This is a genomic window from Williamsia muralis (assembly GCF_002735905.1).
Lineage (GTDB): Bacteria > Actinomycetota > Actinomycetes > Mycobacteriales > Mycobacteriaceae > Williamsia > Williamsia muralis_A.
Genome location: NZ_PEBD01000012.1, coordinates 192,489 through 210,015, shown reverse-complemented (window position 1 = coordinate 210,015; position 17,527 = coordinate 192,489). Strand labels below are relative to the sequence as shown.

Genomic DNA, 17,527 nt, shown 5'->3' with positions numbered 1-17,527 from the left:
ACTATGTGAACCTGTGACGGTCAGTGACGTACGAAACTCGATGGACCTGGTGAGGTCCGTGGAACCCTCGGGCTCCACCAGCTGGAGTCCGACGCGGCGGGTTTTCCTGCGATCGACGGTTGTGTTGTCGGCGGGTGCGGCCGCGGTGGCGACGGTGGCTTCATGCGGCGACAGCGCGGAGGTCACCGCGAAACAAAAGCTCGCCGACCAGCTACTCCCCCAGGTCGCTTCCGCGAACGCCGACGCAATTGCCGCGACGGTAGCGGTGACGACCAATCCCGACCGGGCGGCCGCACTGACCGTGATCGCGCAGGAGCGCAGCACGCATGCACGGGCGCTGACCGACGAGATCACCCGTCTCGACAGCGGACGCGCGAAAACCGCATCGAGTTCTGCGGCGCCGAGTCCGAGCCCGCCGGCCCCACCGACAATCGATCAGTTACGTGCACAGCTCACCGCCTCCGCCCGGTCGGCCGGTGACCTGGCGGTGCAGACGCAGGGGTACGTCGCCGGCCTCCTCGGGTCGATCAGCGCCGGCACCACAACAGCTGTGGCGGTGCAACTCTCGTGACCGTCACCACCGACGCCCTCGCGGCGACACTGGATGCGGAGAACGCGACGATCTTCACCTACGGGGTGGTGGCGGCCTACGCGGCCGCGTCCCGCGCACAGACCATCGCCGAGTTCACCGCCGAACATCGATCACGCCGAGAAGAGTTGACCGCGGCTCTCACCACCGCCGCGGCCGAGGTGCCCGAGGCCGCACCCGGTTACGATCTGCCGCAACCGATCACCGACCCGGTTTCTGCCCTCACCGTCGCGCTGTCCACCGAAGAGGACTGCACGATCGCTTACCGCGCCCTGCTGGAACGCGCCGAGGACGCCGCCGCACGCGGCCTGGCGCTGGGCGGATTGACCGACAGCGCCCGCCGGGCTGCGACATGGCGTCTGGCGCTACGGATCTCGCCGTCGACCGTCGCGTTGCCCGGCAGCACGATCTGAGTCAGCGGCCCGCAAGCAACGTCTCGACCGCCACGTCGGAAGCGACCTCGGTGGCCTCGCCGGTGAAGCGATCCCGGATCTCCACCGTGCCGTTCGCCCAGCCACGACCGACCACCACCACCACGGGCATGCCTAACAGTTCGGCGTCCTTGAACTTCACTCCGGGCGAGGCCTTGCGGTCGTCGATCAACACGGACATACCGGCTGCGTCGAGGTCGGCGGCCAGACTCTGCGCGCCGGCCCACGCCTGCTCGTCCTTGTTCGCTATCACGAGGTGGATGTCGAAGGGCGCCACCGACTTCGGCCACCGCAGCCCCTTCTCGTCGTGGTGTTGCTCGGCGATCACGGCGACCATCCGGGACACGCCGACCCCGTAGGAACCCTGGATGAGCCGGACGGGCTTGCCGTTTTCGCCGAGGACGTCCACATCGAATGCGTCGGTGTACTTGGTACCCAGCTGGAAGATGTGGCCGATCTCGATCCCCCGGGCGGTCACGAGGGTGCCCAGGCCATCGGGCGACGGATCCCCGTCGCGCACCTCGGCGGCCTCGATCGTGCCGTCGGGCACGAAGTCGCGCCCGACCACCAGGTCCACCACATGCTTGCCCGGCTCGTTCGCGCCGGTGATCCACGCGGTGCCGTCGACGATCCTGGGGTCGACCAGATAGCGCACACCATTGTCCTGCAGGGCCTTCGGGCCGATGTAGCCGCGGACCAGAAAAGGGTTGTCCGCAAAGTCGGGGTCTGTGATGAGTTCGGGCGCAGCAGGTTCCACAGCTGCTTCGAGCCGCTTCATGTCGACTTCGCGATCCCCGGGTACACCCACCGCGAGCAATTCGGTCGTGCCGTCGGGATGGCGCAGCTTCACGACCACGTTCTTGAGCGTGTCCGCCGCAGTGAAGGCGCGATCAGGGAAGGTCTCCTGTGCCCACGCCACGAGCGTGTCGATGGTGGGGGTGCTGCCGGTGTCGTGCACGGTCGCCTCGGGCAGGCCCTCGATGGGGCGCGCCGGCGGTGCCGGGGTGATGACCGCCTCGACGTTGGCGGCATACCCGGATTCGGGACTGCGGACATAGGTGTCCTCGCCCACCTCGCTCTCGGCGAGGAACTCCTCGGACGCGCTGCCCCCCATCGCGCCGGACGTGGCGGCCACGATGACGTACTTGACCTGGAGCCTGCGGAAGATCGCCTGATACGCCTCTCGGTGGGCGTCGTAGGACGCCTTCGATCCGTCGGTGTCCAGGTCGAAAGAATACGAGTCCTTCATGATGAACTCACGGCCGCGCAGGATGCCCGCACGCGGGCGTTCTTCATCGCGATACTTGGTCTGGATCTGGTACAGCGTGACCGGGAGGTCTTTGTAGGAGGAGTACTCCCCCTTCACCAGCTGCGCGAACAGCTCCTCGTGTGTCGGTCCGAGCAACATGTCGGCGCCCTTGCGGTCCTTGAGCCGGAAGAGGGCATCGCCGTATTCGGTCCAGCGGCCGGTGACCTCGTACGGGTCGCGCGGGAGCAGCGCAGGCAGAGAGATCTCCTGGCCTCCGATGTTGTCCATCTCTTCGCGCACCACGGTCTCCACCTTGCGCAACACCTTCAGGCCCAGGGGCAGCCAGCTGTAGACGCCTGGGGCAACCCGACGGACATAACCGCCGCGGACCAGCAGCCGGTGGCTGGGTACCTCGGCGTCGGCTGGGTCGTCGCGCAGCGTGCGCAGGAACAGGGTCGACATGCGTGTGATCACGGTGTCACCTTAACGGGGTCTGGACGCCTTCCCGGCGGTGCCCGGTCACGGCTGAGCCGTCGGCGATACGGTGTTGCACTGTGCTGATCGTGTTACCCCCCTCGGAGACCAAGGCCGGAGGCGGCCGCGGCGCCCCACTGGACCTGGACGCGTTGTCGTTGCCCACCCTGACGCCCATCCGCCGCAAGCTGGCCGAGGCCATCGTGTCCCTCGCCGACGACCACGACGCGAGCCGCAAGGCTCTGGGCCTGGGGGCTTCGGCAACGCCCGAGATCGAGCGGAACGCCCTGCTGTGGACGAGTCCGACGCGACCGGCGATCGAGCGGTACACCGGTGTGTTGTTCGACGCACTCGACTACCCGTCGCTGAGCCGGGCAGGCAAGAACAAGGCGATCGACCGTCTCGCTGTCGGCTCGGCACTGTTCGGCGTCGTGCGAGCGGGTGACCTGATCCCCGCGTACCGACTGTCCGCCGGGTCGAAGATTCCCGGGTTCAGAACGCTGGCAGCCGAATGGAAACCCGCGCTCCCCGAGGCCCTCGCAGCTCTGGGCGAGGATGTGGTCATCGACCTGCGGTCGGGTGGTTACCAGCAACTGGGTCCGGTCCCCGACGCCATCACGGTGACCGTGCTGACCGAGGGACCCGACGGCACACGCACCGTTGTCAGCCACTTCAACAAGCACCACAAGGGTGTGGTGGCCCGCTCGCTGATCCGGTCTCGCAAACAGGTGCGCGACATCAACTCGCTGGCGGCAATCGTCGCCGACGGGGGTCAGCGAGCCGAGGTGGCCTCTGAGCGGGAGCTGATCGTCCTCACCGACTGAGCGAAAGGCTCAGGGTCAGGCAGTCAGTTCGTTCGGGTCGATGTCGGTGTGAGCGGCCTCCTGGGCCGCTTGCCCCTCTGCGACGTCCTCGGGGGTGAAACGCATGAACAACACCACCACACCGGCGAGGACGGCGATCGCCGCGCAACAGACGAACGCCAGCCCATAACCGCTGGCGAGCGCATCGAGCTGGCCTGCGTCCATCTCTTCCACCGGCCCGGTCACCCCGCCCTCGGACAGTGTCCGCGAGGTCACCATCGCCCCGACCGCGACCAGGGCAATCGCTCCACCGAGGTTCTGGGCCACCTGCGCGAGCGCGGTCAGCGGTCCGATCTCGGTGGGCCCCACCCCGGCGACCACAGACAGCGTCAGCGGGATCACCGCCATACCCACGCCGGCGCCGATCACGATCACCGGAATGAAGATGTGCGGCATGTAAGCGGGAGCGTCGCGGGCGATCGCGGCAGCATAGGCGCAGCCCGCGACCACCACCGAACCGCCGGCGATCACCAGCCATCGCGGCTGGAAACGCAACGACAGCTTGGATGCGACGGCCGCCGCGATCCCTAGACCGAACGCGAACGGAACCACGGCCATGCCGCTCTGGATCGGCGAGTACTTGAGAATACCCTGCAGGTACAGCGAGATGAAGACCGCCATGCACATGATGATGGCGCCCGCCAGCAGGATCGCGACCAGCGCTGCGACGCGGCTGTGGTTGGCGAACAGACTGAACGGCAGGATGGGGTTGTCGGCATGACGCTCGACCATCACAAATGCGATCAGCGCACAGATCCCCAAGATGAGCGGGGCCACGACGATCGGCCGTAACCAGCCTCCGGGTCCTTCGTTCACCGCCAGCACCACCAGGGAACAGCCGGCGGTGCCGAGTACGGCACCCCGGACGTCGAGCGGCAGTCGCTCACCCTGTGACTCCTGGAGGACGAAGATGGCGCCTATCGCGACCAGCAGCCCGATCGGGACGTTGATCAGGAACACCAGCCGCCAGGACAGTTCGGTGAGGACGCCTCCCGCGATCAGACCCGCCACCGAACCGATCCCGGTCATCGCGGCGTAGACCGCAAATGCCTGGTTGCGGGGTTTGCCCGGCGCGAATGTGGTCGCCACCAGGGCCATTGCGGTGGGCGCGGCCACCGCTGCCGAAGCGCCTTGCAACCCGCGCCCGATGATCAGGCTGAACGGATCCCAGGCGAGTCCGCAGAGCAGAGAAGTGACGGTGAAGGCCGCGACACCCCCGACGAACATCCTCTTGCGTCCGAAGGTGTCGCCGAGCCTTCCGCCGAGCAGCATCAGACCACCGAACGCGAGCACGTACGCAGTGATGATCCACGCTCCGGCGCTGTCGGAGAGCTCCAACGCTGTCTGTATCCGTGGCAGAGCCAGGGCGGCGACCGTGCCGTCGAGCACCACGAGCAGCTGCATACCGCCCAGCACGACGATCTGCGGACCCCACACGCGGGTCTGTCCGACGTCAGCAGACATGCGTGTCGATGAGGTCATGGACATCGACGGTACCGCCGCCTGGTCGCCATTTCACAATCAAGCTTGTCACGGTCCGGTCGCGGGAGTCCCGGTGCTGCCGGTTTCCGCGTCGAACCCGGCGACCGGGCCGATCACCACGATCGCGGGCGGTCGAACGTTCTGCGCGCGTGCGTCCGCGGCCGCCGCAGCAAGCGTCGAGCGCACGACCCGCTGGCTGTTGAGGGTGGCGTTCTCGATGATCGCGACGGGCGTCGCCTCGTCCCGGCCGCCTGTGAGCAGAGCAGCGGTGAACACGTCGAGCCGCTCGACGGCCATCATCAACACGATGGTGCCGCGCATCTTCGCCAGTGCAGGCCATTCGACGAGGGAGTCGGGATGATCGGGCGGGATGTGCCCGGAGACCACCACCACCTCGTGGGTCATCCCCCGGTGCGTCACCGGGATGCCGGCGGCCGAAGGGCCGGCGATGGCGCTGGTGATCCCGGGGACCACCGTCACCGGCACACCCGCGGCCACACATGCCGCGAGCTCCTCGAACCCGCGGCCGTACACGTACGGATCCCCACCCTTGAAGCGGACCACGAACTTGCCTGCCTTGGCGCGGTCGATGAGGACCTCGTTGATCGACTCCTGTTTCATCGCCCGTCCGTAGGGGACCTTCGCGGCATCGATGATCTCCACGTGCGGGCCCAGCTCGGCGAGCAGCGCCGGCGGCGCGAGACGATCGGCGACGACCACATCGGCAGCGGCGAGCAACCGCCGACCACGCACCGTGATCAGGTCCGGGTCACCCGGACCACCTCCGACGAGCGCGACCCCGGGTGGCTGTGAACCGTGTGCAGCCGCCTCCAGACCGGCAGCGCCCAGCTCCCCGCCGCCGAGCGCCTGGCCGATCGCGGTCCGGACCGCGGCAGACCGTCGATGGTCACCACCGGCCAGCACACCGATGCTCAGGTGGTCGTGCCGTAACGACGCAGGGGTCACGGCGGTACCGTGCCGCGCATCGTCGGCGCGAACACAGAAGATGCGCCGCGATTCGGCCTCGGCCACCACCGCGGCGTTGACCTCGGGATCGTCGGTGCACGCGAGCGCATACCAGGCATCTGCGAGATCGCCGTCGCGGTATTGCCTCAGCGACAACGTGATGCCCGGGAACGATTCGACTGTCGGGGTCGCCTCGGGGGCGATGACGTGGATGTCCGCGCCGCTGTCGGCGAGGGTGCCCAATCGTCTCTGCACCACCGAACCCGCACCGATGATCACCACCCGACGTCCGGACAAACTGAGCCCCACCAGGTAGTGATCGGCCTGCTGGCCTTCGAGTTCCTTGTCCGACATGCGATAAACCGTACCCAGCGCACTTCGTGTGCGCGGTCGGCACCTAGGGCGTCGCGCTCGTCAGTACTGCGAAACGCTGTCGAACGCGGTTCTCGCCGCCCGCACCAGGCGCGCGACGACCTCCGGCCTGCCTGCCGGATGAGTGTGCAGATACGACGCGTGCACGTTGCCCTTCACCCAACCCTCGATGTGGGCCACCCCATCGCGCCGCCACCCCCAGGCGCTCGGCTTCGAGCCGTCGAGAGCCGTGATCGTGGTGCGGTGGAACTCGTGCCCCCGCATCCGGGAGCCGGCATCGAACAGCACCGAATCCGTCAGGGCGACGGCGTCCCGGTAGCCGAGTGTCAGTGTCTTGCCGAAGGTTCCACGCAACGGGAGCACTCCGGCCATCACATGATCATCGAGGCTCTGAGCCAGGTACAGCAGTCCCGCGCATTCGGCGTGGATGGGGATCCCGGAATGTGCGACTGTGCGCAGCTGGGTCAGCAGCCGCCGGTTGGCGGCAAGCGCGGCGGCATGTTCCTCGGGGAATCCGCCACCGATGACGACACCGGAACACCCATCGGGTAACAGGTCGGTGAGGGGGTCGAACGGCACCACCGAAGCGCCGGCGGCGGCCAGGAGTTCGGAGTGTTCGGCGTACCCGAATGTGAAGGCCGCACCGGACGCCAGTGCGATGACCGGCCTGGTGTGGGCCGCCACAGATTCGTCGACCCCGACCTCCAGTTCCGGTGACCACATCGGGCCGACGGCACCAGCACCGATGTCGGCGGCGGCGACCAGGGCCGCCAGATCGACTGCGCCGCCGATCAGTTCGGTCATGGCGTCGATTGCGGCGACCGCTTCGGGCCCACGTTCGGCAGCGGGTATCAAGCCCAGGTGGCGCGAGGGCACGGCCATTGTGGCGTTGCGGGGAACGGCGCCGAACACTTCCAGCCCGGCGCGGGCACAGGCCTGGCGAAGCACGAACTCGTGACGGGGGGAACCGACCCGGTTGAGGATCACACCCCGGATGTCGATGCCGGGATCGAAGCTGACGAACCCGTGCAGGATCGCGGCGAGGCTCTGACTGTGTCCGGATGCGTCGATCACCAGTACCACCGGCGCACCGAGTAAAGATGCGACCTGAGCGGTGGATCCGGGCGCGATCGCCGGCATGTGGTCTTCGGTGATGCGGCCGTCGAACAACCCCATGACGCCTTCGACGACGGCGATGTCGCAGCCGGCGGATCCGGCTCGATACAGCGGACCGATGCGGTCCTCGCCGACGAGCACGGGGTCGATATTGCGGCCCGGCCGGCCCGCCGCCAGTCCGTGGTAGCCGGGGTCGATGTAGTCGGGGCCAACCTTGAAGGGCGCGACACGGTGCCCGGCCCGGGCCAGAGCGCCGATCAAACCCGTTGTGACAGTGGTCTTACCGCTCCCGGACGCCGGAGCCGCGATGACGAGTGCCGGCGGAGCCGTCACCACTCGATCCCCTTCTGACCCTTGCGACCGGCATCCATCGGGTGCCGGGTCTTGACCATCTCCGTGACGAGGTCGGCGGCGTCGACCAGCGCGGCCGGAGCGCGACGACCGGTGATCACCACGTGCTGTTTGCCTTCCCGAGACCTCAGCACCTCGATGACGTCGTCGACGTCCACCCACCCCCAGTTGAGTGGATAGGTGAACTCGTCGAGGACATAGAACTCGTGGGTCCTCTCGAGGATGCGGCGCCGGATCTCCAGCCACCCCTGGGCAGCCTGCTCGGCGTGGTCCGATTCGTTGCCCGAGTGGCGGATCCACGACCAGCCCTCACCCATCTTGTGCCACTGCACCGGACCACCCTGGCCTGTCTGGGCGTGGAGTTCACCGAGCGCGGTGAGTGCGGACTCTTCGCCGACCTTCCACTTGGCACTCTTGACGAACTGGAACACGCCGATGTCGAGGCCGGCATTCCAGGCACGCATGGCCATCCCGAAAGCTGCCGTTGACTTGCCCTTGCCGTCACCGGTGTGAACAGCCAGCACCGGCAGGTTGCGGCGCGCCCGGGTGGTCAGACCGTCGTCGGGGATGACCGATGGAACTCCCTGTGGCACAGCTCTTCCTCTCTCGATGTGGTGGTCTGTGAATGCCCGGCGTCTACATCCGTGCTCAAGCCGCCGCGCGGATGACGCCCGCGACACCACTGGCGGTGAGGTCGGCGAGTTGCACGCACTGACCACCGAGGCCGTTGGCGAGCGTTGCCGCAAGCCCGAGACGGATCATGCCGTGCTCACAGTCGATCACGATGGATGTGGTCCCGTCGCGACGGAGCCGGTCGGCCGCCACGGCGGCCCTGGGCAAGGCGCCCGCTCCGGCGGTCGCCCGGCCGTCGGTGAGCACCACCACCAGCGGGCGTCGATGAGGCTCTTTGTACGCGTTCCGGCGGATCACCTCGCGAGCGGTGAGCAGGCCTTCGGCCAGCGGGGTGCGTCCGCCGGTGCGCAGACCGGTCAGCCTCCGTACCGCAGCGTCCACGGACCGGGTCGGCGGAACCGCGACCTCTGCTCCGTCACCGCGCACCGTCACCACGGCGACACGATCACGTCGCTGGTACGAATCGCGCAGCATGGACACCACTGCGCCAGACACTGCGTCCAGGCGCTTACGTGCCGCCATCGATCCCGACAGGTCGAGCACGAAGACCACCAAGTTGCCTTCTTTGCCGCGGCGCAGCGCACCCCGGACGTCTTGCGGTAGTACCTGCAGTCGCGTGTTGCCCCGCTCGAGGTGGCCTTCCGCGGCGGCCAGAACCGTGCCGATCAGGTGTACGCCACTTCCGCCTTCGGTGACCGCTCGAACTGCCTGCCCCCGTACGCTCAGCGATTGCGAACGTCGACCCGGCTCCCCGGCGCCAACACCCACGGCACTGATGGGTTTGACCTTGCCGGACGCGCGGGTCGGCGAGAATCCGCCGCTCGGCGGGGTTGCTCCCCCACCCGTCGGGCCGTCCGGACCGGGGTCGTCGGGGTCGGGATCGGGGTCGGTGTCCGCCGGATCGCCGGGCGGCGGCGATTCGGGTTCTGGCCCGGGCGTTTGTTCTTCCGAGTTCTGACTGTCCGGCTCGTGCGACTGCTCGTCCGCCTTCTGCAGGGCGTCGTCGAGTTGGTCCTCGGTGAGACCGGGCTCATCAAAGGGGTCGCGGCGACGTCGGTGCGGTAACGCGAGTTCCACCGCACGCCGCACGTCGATGTCCTCGACAAGCTCCGAGCCACGCCATGCGGCGTGGGCCCGGGCCGCACGGGCGACCACGAGATCACCGCGCAGACCGTCCACCTGGAGTTCCATGCAGATCGCCGCGATACGCCGGAGTTGGGCCGGCGGCAGCCGTACCGATCCGACCATCGAGCGTGCCCGCGCGATGGCTACGGCCACCTCGGCGTCCTGGTCGGTGAACCGTGCCGCGAAACCTGCCGGGTCGTCTTCATACGCGAGTCGGCGTTCCATCACCTGGACGCGCGTCGCGATCTCCTGCGGCGCGGCGACATCCACCGCCAGTCCGAATCGATCCAGCAACTGCGGGCGAAGCTCACCCTCTTCGGGGTTCATCGTTCCCACGAGGACAAAACGGGCCGCCTGCGTGTGCGAGACGCCGTCACGCTCGATGACCACCCGGCCCGTCGCCGCTGCGTCCAGCAGCACGTCGACGAGGTGGTCGGCGAGCAGGTTGACCTCGTCGATGTAGAGCACTCCGCCGTCGGCGTTTGCCAACAGTCCTGGCGTGAAAGCTTTTTCACCCTCGGACAGAATTTTTTGCAGATCGAGTGAACCGACCACCCGATCCTCGGTGGCACCGATCGGCAATTCCACCACTGATGCCCGGGTGTCGTCGCGAGCAGGCAGCAGCGGACCGAGCGCCCTCACCACGGTGGTCTTGGCCGTGCCCTTTTCGCCCCGGATCAGCACGCCACCAATCGACGGCGCGATGGCGGCGAGGATGAGCGCCAGCTTGAGCTGTTCTTGTCCGACAACAGCACTGAACGGAAAAGGGAGGTCCAGCACGGCATTGCTGTCGTGCCCAGGGCCCCGGGCTGAGGCTGTCTCTCGGGAGAGGGGATCCTTCACACCGTCAGCGATGTCCGCCGCCGCGAACCATCGGCACATGTGGGACGCCGTCGAGCAGATGCTCCTCGCCGTCGACGACGAAACCATGCTTGGCGTACATGTCGATGAGGTAGGTCTGCGCATGAATACGGCAGAGGTCCGAACCGACGTCTGCCAGAGCCGTCTGCAGCAGCCGGGTTGTGTGACCCTGACCTCGGTGCGCGCGGTCGGTGCACAGGCGGCCGATCCGGTAGGACTTGCCGCCTTCGTGCTCTTCGAGCAGTCGCAAGGTGCTGATGATCTCGCCGTCTTCTTCGAGCCACAGATGCCTCGTGTCCGGATCGAGGTCGCGCCCGTCGAGGTCGAGATACGGGCACGACTGCTCGACGACGAACACCTCCACTCGCAGCTGCAGGATCTTGTAGAGGGTCGACATCTCGATGTCTTGGGCCCAGCTGCGGTGCAGGCTCGCGGTGGCGGTCATATGCAAGTGCCTATCACACGGTGCTCGGCGTCGCCAGATGAGCGCCACGCTCATTCGGCGTCGTCTCGACAGTGTTCTGCAGTCCGAGAACCTTGGACGTGTGGTCCCAGATCTGCTCGAAGAGACGGGGATTGTCGTTCAGTTTGTGGCCCAGCGACGGGATCATGTCGGACAGCTGCGGCTGCCACGCCTCGTAGTGCTTCGGGAAGCAACGCTGCAAGACATCGAGCATCGCCGGGACGGCGGTGGAGGCACCGGGCGACGCGCCCAGCAAGCCTGCGATGCTGCCGTCCTCCGCGGCGATGACCGCGGTCCCGAACTCGAGCACACCGCCGCGCCCCTGCTTGCGGATGACCTGCACGCGCTGGCCGGCGACGATGAGCTCCCAGTCTTCGCCCTGCGCCCTCGGCACGAACTCGGCCAACGTCTCGACCCGATCCGCCGGTCCGGCGGCGAGTTCGCTGATCAGGTACTTCAGCAAGCCGAACTCCTTCGGCGCGATCGACATCATCGGCAGGAGGTTGCCCGGTTTGATCGAGGCGGGCAGATCGGTGATCTTGCCCTCCTTGAGGAACTTGGGCGACCACCCGGCATACGGTCCGAAGAGCAGTCCTGCCTTGCCGTTGATCACGCGGGTGTCGAGGTGAGGCACCGACATCGGTGGCGCACCGACAGCTGCCTTGCCGTACACCTTCGCGCCGTGATCGTCGATCAGATCGGGGTTGGTGCAGCGGAAGAACGCGCCGCTCACGGGGAAGCCGCCGAATCCCTTGGCTTCCTTGATTCCCGACTTCTGCAGCAGATGCAGGGCGCCGCCGCCCGCCCCGATGAAGACGAAACCTGCTTTGACCGTGCTGGTTTCCTTGGTCCGGAGGTTCTTGACCTTCAGGATCCAGGTGCCGTCGGATTGCTTCTTCAGGTTGGTGACCGCGTGCCCGAAGTTCACCGTGCCGGCGTGGCCGATGTAGCCGAGCAACTGCTGGGTGAGGGCGCCGAAATCCACGTCGGTTCCGCCGTCGAACCAGTTGAGTGCTACCGGATCCGTGAAATCGCGGCCTGCCGACATCAGCGGCAGACGCTTGGTGAACTCCACGGGGTCGGTGATGTACTCCATCCCCTTGAACAGGGTCTCGCCCGCCAGCTTGTCGTACCGCTTACGCAAGTAGTCGATGTTCGATTCACCGTGCACGAAGCTCACGTGCGGGATCGGGTTGATGAACTCCTCGGGACGCCGCAGGACACCTGATTCCACCGAGTTCGCCCAGAATTGGCGCGAGACCTGGAACTGCTCGTTGATGTGCAGAGCCTTGGTGATGTCGACGTCGCCGTCAGCTGTCTGCGGCGTGTAATTCAATTCACAGAGCGCGGAGTGCCCGGTACCGGCGTTGTTCCAGGGATCGCTGCTCTCGGCGGCCGCGGCGTCGAGGCGCTCGAACACACTGATCGACCAGTCCGGCTGCAGCCGGTGGATCAACGCGCCCAGCGTGGCGCTCATGATTCCGGCGCCCACCAGCACGATGTCGGTTGTGATGACTCCGCCGTCGCGCGGGTTTGCTGACTCAGACACTCCGGCTCAACTTCCTGATTCGGCGAACTTTCGGATGTGTTCCATTGTCGCTCATGCGGGTGCGGTCATTGCAACGCGGTCGGCAGTTGCCTCGGGCACACTCCCCATGGCCGCGCGCACATCTACAGTGAACGATTGTGGCCCCTTCCCGCTGGCAGCCCGATGTACTCGGCCCCGACTTCTCGGCGTCGACCTTCGACCTCGGCATGGACCCCGACGGTGAAGGTGAGATAACCGCCACCCTCGTCCGCCACGAACCGGCCGGTCCGGTGACCGGTGCGGTGCTGTACGTGCACGGCTTCACCGACTACTTCTTCCAACGACCGCTCGCCGAGTTCTTCGCTCAGCGCGGGTTTGCCTTCTATGCGTTGGATCTGCGCAAGTGCGGACGATCGCAGCGACCGGGGCAGACCCCTCATCACATCACCGACCTCTCCGCCTACGACTTCGAGCTCGACCTCGCCGTCGCGGAGATCAACGCCGGCACCGACGGGGTTCCGCTCCTGGTGGCCGCACACTCCACCGGCGGCCTGATCACCGCGCTGTGGCTCGATCGGCTGCGGGCACTCGACAGGCCGCGGGCGCTTGATCCCCTGGTTTCGGCACGACCACGCGGGCTCGTGCTGAACTCACCCTGGTTCGACCTGCAAGGCGCACCGACCCTGCGCACGGCCGGGACCGCGCTGATCAACGGCGTCGCCCGGGTACGCCCCTTGGCCGCCATACCCCGCAACATCTCCGGCGCCTACGGCGAGAGTCTGCACCACAGCGTGCACGGCGAGTGGGAGTACGACCTCAATTACAAACCCTTACAGGGTTATCCTGTCACGTTCGGTTTCCTCAGCGCGGTACGTCAGGGACAGGCCAGATTGCACCGCGGACTCGACATCGGCGTTCCCTCGCTGGTGCTGCACTCGACCGAGACGACCCTCAGCGGTCCCGAGGCCGACGGCAGTGTCGCAGACATCGACTCGGCAGACGGAGTCCTCGACGTTCGCCAGATCGCCAAGTGGTCGGGTTGCCTCGGTGGCCGGGTGAGCGTCGTCCCCGTCGAGGGCGCACGCCACGACGTCTTCCTCTCGCGCACCGGGGTACGCGACACCGCCTACTCCGAACTCGACCACTGGCTTTCGAGCAACAACGACCGGATACGAGGTGTCATCCATGGCTGAATCGACAACGACCGACGGCCGTCCACACGTGCACGAGGTGGACCTGGCGATCATCGGTTCGGGAACCGGCAACTCGATCCCCGACGAGAGGTTTGCCGATCAGGAGATCGCGATCTTCGAGGAGAGCATCTACGGCGGCACCTGCCTGAATGTCGGCTGCATCCCCACCAAGATGTTCGTGTACGCCGCGGAGATCGCCCAGACCATTCGGGAGGGCGAACGTCTCGGTGTCACGGGGTCGGTGGAGAAGGTCGACTGGCCGGGTATCGTCAACCGCGTCTTCGGGCGGATCGATCCGATCTCGGCGGGCGGTAAGCGCTACCGCGTGGAGGACTGCACCAACATCACCGTCTACACCACTCACGTCGAGTTCGACGGGGTCACCGACGACGGCCGGTATCGGCTGCGCACCGCTGCCGGAGACGAGGTCGTCGCCACCAAGGTGGTGCTGGCCGCCGGATCGAGGCCGGCCATCCCGGACGTGGTCGCCGAGAGCGGGGTCAACTTCCACACCAACGAAGACGTGATGCGTCTACCCGAGCTCCCCAGGCACCTGATCATCATCGGCAGCGGCTACATCGCGGCCGAGTTCGCCCACGTGTTCGGCGCATTGGGTTCGAAGGTGTCGATCATCGCCCGCAGCAATGCGCTCCTGCGTGCGCAGGACGCCGACATCTCCCGCAGGTTCACCGAAATCGCTTCGGCCGCATGGGATGTGCACTTCGAGTCCGCGATCCACAGTGTCGAGCAGGAGGATTCTGGCGACGTCCGGGTGCAGCTCGCCGACGACACCGTCATCGCCGGAGATGCCCTCTTGGTCGCTGTCGGCCGGATCCCCAACGGCGACAGGCTGGCGCTGGACACGATCGGCGTCGACATCGACTCCGAGGGCCGCGTCTGCCGAGACGCCTACGGGCGCACCGCAGCCCGGAACGTGTGGGCTGTGGGCGACGTCACCTCGAAGTACCAGCTCAAGCACGTCGCCAACCACGAAGGTCGGGTGGTGCAGGCCAACCTCCTGCGCGATTGGGACGGCACCGAACTGGAATCCTTCGACCACCGGTTCGTACCGGCTGCGGTGTTCACCCACCCGCAGATCGCGTCGGTCGGATTGACCGAGGACGAGGCGGTGCAGGCCGGCCTCGACATCACCGTCAAGGTGCAGAACTACGGCGATGTGGCGTACGGCTGGGCGATGGAGGACCTCACCGGTCTGTGCAAGGTGATCGCCGAGAAGGGCACCGGGCGCATCCTGGGCGCACACATCATCGGCCCGCAGGCGCCGTCGGTCATCCAACCCGTCATCCAGGCCATGTCGTTCGGTCTCGATGTCAAGAACATGGCCCGCGGTCAGTACTGGATCCACCCCGCCATGCCGGAAGTCCTCGAGAACGCACTCCTCGGCCTCGAGGTCTGAGGGGACCGGGCCTGGGCCGGTCACCGCACAGGGAAGATCACCACACGGCTGAACGCAACGCGACCTCGCTCGCGAGCGCAGCCGCCGCGTTCTGGGGCACCCAGTGATCGACGCCTTCGAGGGCAGCGAACCGGTAGTCGGAGTAGACGTATCGTCCACTCCCCTCTGCCTGCTCGCGCCCCAGCGCGAAATCCTGGTCGCCCCAGAGCATCGTCGTGGGGGCTTCGATCGGCGGGCACGACAGGTGCGCCTTGATGTCGCCGGTGAAGTTCGCGCGGTACCAGTTCAGCGCCGCTGTCAGTGCCGGACGCTCGGTGAGCGGCAGCACGCTGTCGTCGGGAACCAGCTCTCGCAGCATTTTCGCATCGTCGGCGAGCATGGTCTCCTCGGCGTCGGGCTTGACGAAGTCGAGGATGTACGACGACCGTTCACGCTGATCGCTCGCGGCCAGGGACGTCGAGATCGCCGATGGATGGCCCACGCTGACCGCGACGAGCCCGGTCACCCGATCCGGGTGGTGTCCGGCCAGATGCCACGCCACGAGCGACCCGAAGTCGTGTCCCACCACCATCGTGTACCCGATGCCCAGGGCGTCGAGGATGCCGATGGCGTCGGCGGCCAGGTGCCGCAGTTCGTATGCTGCGACATCGGCGGGCCGGGCTCGGGGGCTGTAGCCGCGCTGGTCCGGAACGATGGTGCGCAGGCCCGAATCGTGCAGCCGTCCGACGACGCCGTCGAAACAGGCTCCGGTGGTGGGAAATCCGTGCAGCAACAGTACTGACGGCGCCTTGTCCGGCCCACCGATTCTGACGTCGAACTGCAGGTCGCCCACGGTGAGGGTGCGGTGTTCGATACTCACCCGGTCAGCCTACGTGTCCGGGTACGACGATCGGGTCAACTCAGTGTGGCCGTGAGCGTCGGCAGCCCCGGCTTGGGCCCAGCGGTGACCACGTCGGCGATGAAGTCCATGTCCAGTTCGGTTTCCACCAGGTCGGCGATCAGATCGAGCTGCGACATCCTCGCCTGTTCGAACGACACCTCCCCGGCCACGAACCCGGAGCGTCCGACGTGGCCGGCGACCTGGCGGAGATAGTCACGACGGAATCCGTCCGATGCCAGCAACCCGTGCCAGTGGGTGCCCACAACAGCTCCGCGCACACTGCCCTCGCCGCCCGCCTCCGCATCGATCAGCAGTCCGTCATCTCCGGAAGCGACCACCCGCCCGTGGTGGATCTCATACCCGGTCACCGGATGTCCCCATGCCGTGCCGTTCACCTGCCGGAGCACCTTGTGCTCGCCGAAGACGACGTCGAGGGCGAGGATCCCCAGGCCCGCGACTTCTCCCACGTGACCTTCCACGTCGTCGGTGATCGATCTGCCGAGCATCTGATAGCCGCCGCAGATCCCCAGGACGGGCCGTCCGGTTCTGGCGCGGGCGATCAACGCCGAGTCGATTCCTTTGGCACGCAACCACTTCAGATCAGACACCGTTGCCTTGCTGCCGGGGATCACCACCAGATCGGCCACGGCTACGCTCGCAGCGTCGTCCACCCAGCGCACGTCGACTCCCGGCTCGCACGCCAGCGCCTCGACGTCGGTGGAGTTGGATATCCGGGGCAGGCGTATCGCCGCCACCGACAACCGGTCCGTACCCACAGCCGGAGCAGATCGCCCCACGGGGTGCCCGACCACGCTGGCAAGCGAGTCCTCGGCGTCGAGCCACAGACCCTCCGCGAACGGGATCACGCCGATGGTCGGCCGGCCAGTGAGGGCGTGGAGTTGCTCGAGACCCGGCTCCAATATCGATCGGTCGCCGCGGAACTTGTTGACCACAAACCCTGCGATGCGCGCCTGGTCGGCTGCCCCGAGCGACGCCAGCGTTCCGAGCAGATGAGCCAGCACACCACCGCGATCGATGTCGCCGACCACGATCACCGGCAAATCGCCCATCTCCGCGAGACCCATGTTCGCGATGTCGGACGCACGGAGGTTGATTTCGGCGGGCGACCCCGCACCCTCACAGATCACGACATCGAAATCGTCGCGCAGTGAACGCAATTCGTCCCCCACGACACCGGCCAGAGCCGCTCTGCGACTGTGGTAGTCCACGGCACCGACGAACCCGTCTGCCTGTCCACGGACCACAACCTGCGAGCGCCGGTCGCTTCCGGGCTTGAGCAGGACCGGGTTGAAACGCACCGACGGCGCCAGCCCGCAGGCCGCGGCCTGCATTGCCTGTGCTCGCCCGATCTCACCCCCGTCGAGTGTGACGACCGAGTTGTTCGACATGTTCTGCGCCTTGAACGGCGCCACCGACACACCCGAACGATGAAGCGCACGACACAGCCCGGCGACGATCAGACTCTTACCGGCGTCGGAACTGGTGCCCGCGACCAGCAGGGCGCCTTTCATCG

General features: G+C 66.9%; 15 protein-coding genes. 5 read left to right on the top strand and 10 right to left on the bottom strand.

Features of this window, described 5'->3' with window-relative positions; all coding sequences use genetic code 11:
* The first annotated feature begins 13 nt into the window (after window positions 1-13).
* Both CSW57_RS23075 and CSW57_RS23070 read left to right on the top strand, forming a co-directional pair.
* Window positions 14-571: a hypothetical protein gene (locus tag CSW57_RS23075; protein WP_143696604.1), complete on the top strand. Its 558-nt coding sequence runs from the start codon at window positions 14-16 to the stop codon at window positions 569-571.
* Complete coding sequence (locus CSW57_RS23070) at window positions 568-1,002, top strand: ferritin-like domain-containing protein (protein ID WP_099384943.1); 435 nt, start codon at window positions 568-570, stop codon at window positions 1,000-1,002. Before CSW57_RS23075 ends, CSW57_RS23070 begins: the two co-directional genes overlap by 4 nt.
* A gap of 1 nt (window position 1,003) precedes the next feature.
* On the opposite strand, the gene CSW57_RS23065 is transcribed toward CSW57_RS23070, so the two are convergent.
* On the bottom strand, window positions 1,004-2,743 hold the full coding sequence (locus CSW57_RS23065) for a proline--tRNA ligase (protein ID WP_189339414.1): 1,740 nt from the start codon (window positions 2,741-2,743) through the stop codon (window positions 1,004-1,006).
* A gap of 80 nt (window positions 2,744-2,823) precedes the next feature.
* Between CSW57_RS23065 and yaaA the strand changes: the two genes are divergently transcribed.
* Window positions 2,824-3,567 carry a peroxide stress protein YaaA gene (yaaA, locus tag CSW57_RS23060; protein ID WP_099384942.1) on the top strand — a complete coding sequence of 248 codons (744 nt, stop codon included), beginning with the start codon at window positions 2,824-2,826 and terminating at the stop codon, window positions 3,565-3,567.
* Window positions 3,568-3,582: 15 nt separating this feature from the next.
* Here yaaA and CSW57_RS23055 read toward each other — a convergent pair whose 3' ends face one another.
* The 7 genes from CSW57_RS23055 to mqo are packed head-to-tail and all read right to left on the bottom strand — an operon-like array spanning window position 3,583 to window position 12,524.
* Entirely contained in the window at window positions 3,583-5,088 is a 1,506-nt protein-coding gene (locus CSW57_RS23055) for an MFS transporter (RefSeq protein ID WP_223249458.1), read from the bottom strand.
* Window positions 5,089-5,136: 48 nt separating this feature from the next.
* On the bottom strand, window positions 5,137-6,408 hold the full coding sequence (cobA, locus tag CSW57_RS23050) for a uroporphyrinogen-III C-methyltransferase (RefSeq protein WP_099384940.1): 1,272 nt from the start codon (window positions 6,406-6,408) through the stop codon (window positions 5,137-5,139).
* 60 nt (window positions 6,409-6,468) lie between these two features.
* Complete coding sequence (locus tag CSW57_RS23045) at window positions 6,469-7,878, bottom strand: cobyrinate a,c-diamide synthase (RefSeq protein ID WP_099384939.1); 1,410 nt, start codon at window positions 7,876-7,878, stop codon at window positions 6,469-6,471.
* The gene (cobO, locus tag CSW57_RS23040) at window positions 7,872-8,486 is read right to left on the bottom strand and encodes a cob(I)yrinic acid a,c-diamide adenosyltransferase (RefSeq protein ID WP_099384938.1); all 615 of its coding nucleotides are present in this window, start codon (window positions 8,484-8,486) and stop codon (window positions 7,872-7,874) included. The genes CSW57_RS23045 and cobO overlap by 7 nt, the downstream gene beginning before the upstream one ends.
* A gap of 55 nt (window positions 8,487-8,541) precedes the next feature.
* Window positions 8,542-10,533: a VWA domain-containing protein gene (locus tag CSW57_RS23035; protein ID WP_099384937.1), complete on the bottom strand. Its 1,992-nt coding sequence runs from the start codon at window positions 10,531-10,533 to the stop codon at window positions 8,542-8,544.
* On the bottom strand, window positions 10,499-10,957 hold the full coding sequence (locus CSW57_RS23030) for a GNAT family N-acetyltransferase (protein ID WP_023963909.1): 459 nt from the start codon (window positions 10,955-10,957) through the stop codon (window positions 10,499-10,501). The genes CSW57_RS23035 and CSW57_RS23030 overlap by 35 nt, the downstream gene beginning before the upstream one ends.
* Before the next feature lie 13 nt (window positions 10,958-10,970).
* Window positions 10,971-12,524, bottom strand: coding sequence for a malate dehydrogenase (quinone) (mqo, locus tag CSW57_RS23025; RefSeq protein WP_223249456.1), 1,554 nt, complete (start codon window positions 12,522-12,524; stop codon window positions 10,971-10,973).
* Window positions 12,525-12,661: 137 nt separating this feature from the next.
* On the opposite strand from mqo, the gene CSW57_RS23020 reads away from it, so the two are divergent.
* Together CSW57_RS23020 and mtr are read left to right on the top strand one after the other, a co-directional pair.
* Window positions 12,662-13,696: an alpha/beta hydrolase gene (locus CSW57_RS23020; protein WP_223249455.1), complete on the top strand. Its 1,035-nt coding sequence runs from the start codon at window positions 12,662-12,664 to the stop codon at window positions 13,694-13,696.
* A complete protein-coding gene (gene mtr / locus CSW57_RS23015; protein WP_099384936.1) occupies window positions 13,689-15,113 on the top strand; it encodes a mycothione reductase in 1,425 nt (474 codons plus the stop codon). The genes CSW57_RS23020 and mtr overlap by 8 nt, the downstream gene beginning before the upstream one ends.
* Window positions 15,114-15,150: 37 nt before the next feature.
* On the opposite strand, the gene CSW57_RS23010 is transcribed toward mtr, so the two are convergent.
* The gene (locus CSW57_RS23010; RefSeq protein WP_099384935.1) at window positions 15,151-15,972 is read right to left on the bottom strand and encodes an alpha/beta fold hydrolase; all 822 of its coding nucleotides are present in this window, start codon (window positions 15,970-15,972) and stop codon (window positions 15,151-15,153) included.
* A gap of 35 nt (window positions 15,973-16,007) precedes the next feature.
* Complete coding sequence (locus CSW57_RS23005; protein WP_099384934.1) at window positions 16,008-17,525, bottom strand: cobyric acid synthase; 1,518 nt, start codon at window positions 17,523-17,525, stop codon at window positions 16,008-16,010.
* Between the last annotated feature and the right edge of the window lie 2 nt (window positions 17,526-17,527).

Bases quoted from the DNA above. Each gene is read 5' to 3' on its own strand.
- CSW57_RS23055 (WP_223249458.1), bottom strand. From the start codon at position 5,088: ATGACCTCATCGACACGCATGTCTGCTGACGTCGGACAGACCCGCGTG.
- cobA (WP_099384940.1), bottom strand. From the start codon at position 6,408: ATGTCGGACAAGGAACTCGAAGGCCAGCAGGCCGATCACTACCTGGTG.
- CSW57_RS23035 (WP_099384937.1), bottom strand. From the start codon at position 10,533: ATGTGCCGATGGTTCGCGGCGGCGGACATCGCTGACGGTGTGAAGGAT.
- CSW57_RS23030 (WP_023963909.1), bottom strand. From the start codon at position 10,957: ATGACCGCCACCGCGAGCCTGCACCGCAGCTGGGCCCAAGACATCGAG.
- mtr (WP_099384936.1), top strand. From the start codon at position 13,689: ATGGCTGAATCGACAACGACCGACGGCCGTCCACACGTGCACGAGGTG.
- CSW57_RS23005 (WP_099384934.1), bottom strand. From the start codon at position 17,525: ATGAAAGGCGCCCTGCTGGTCGCGGGCACCAGTTCCGACGCCGGTAAG.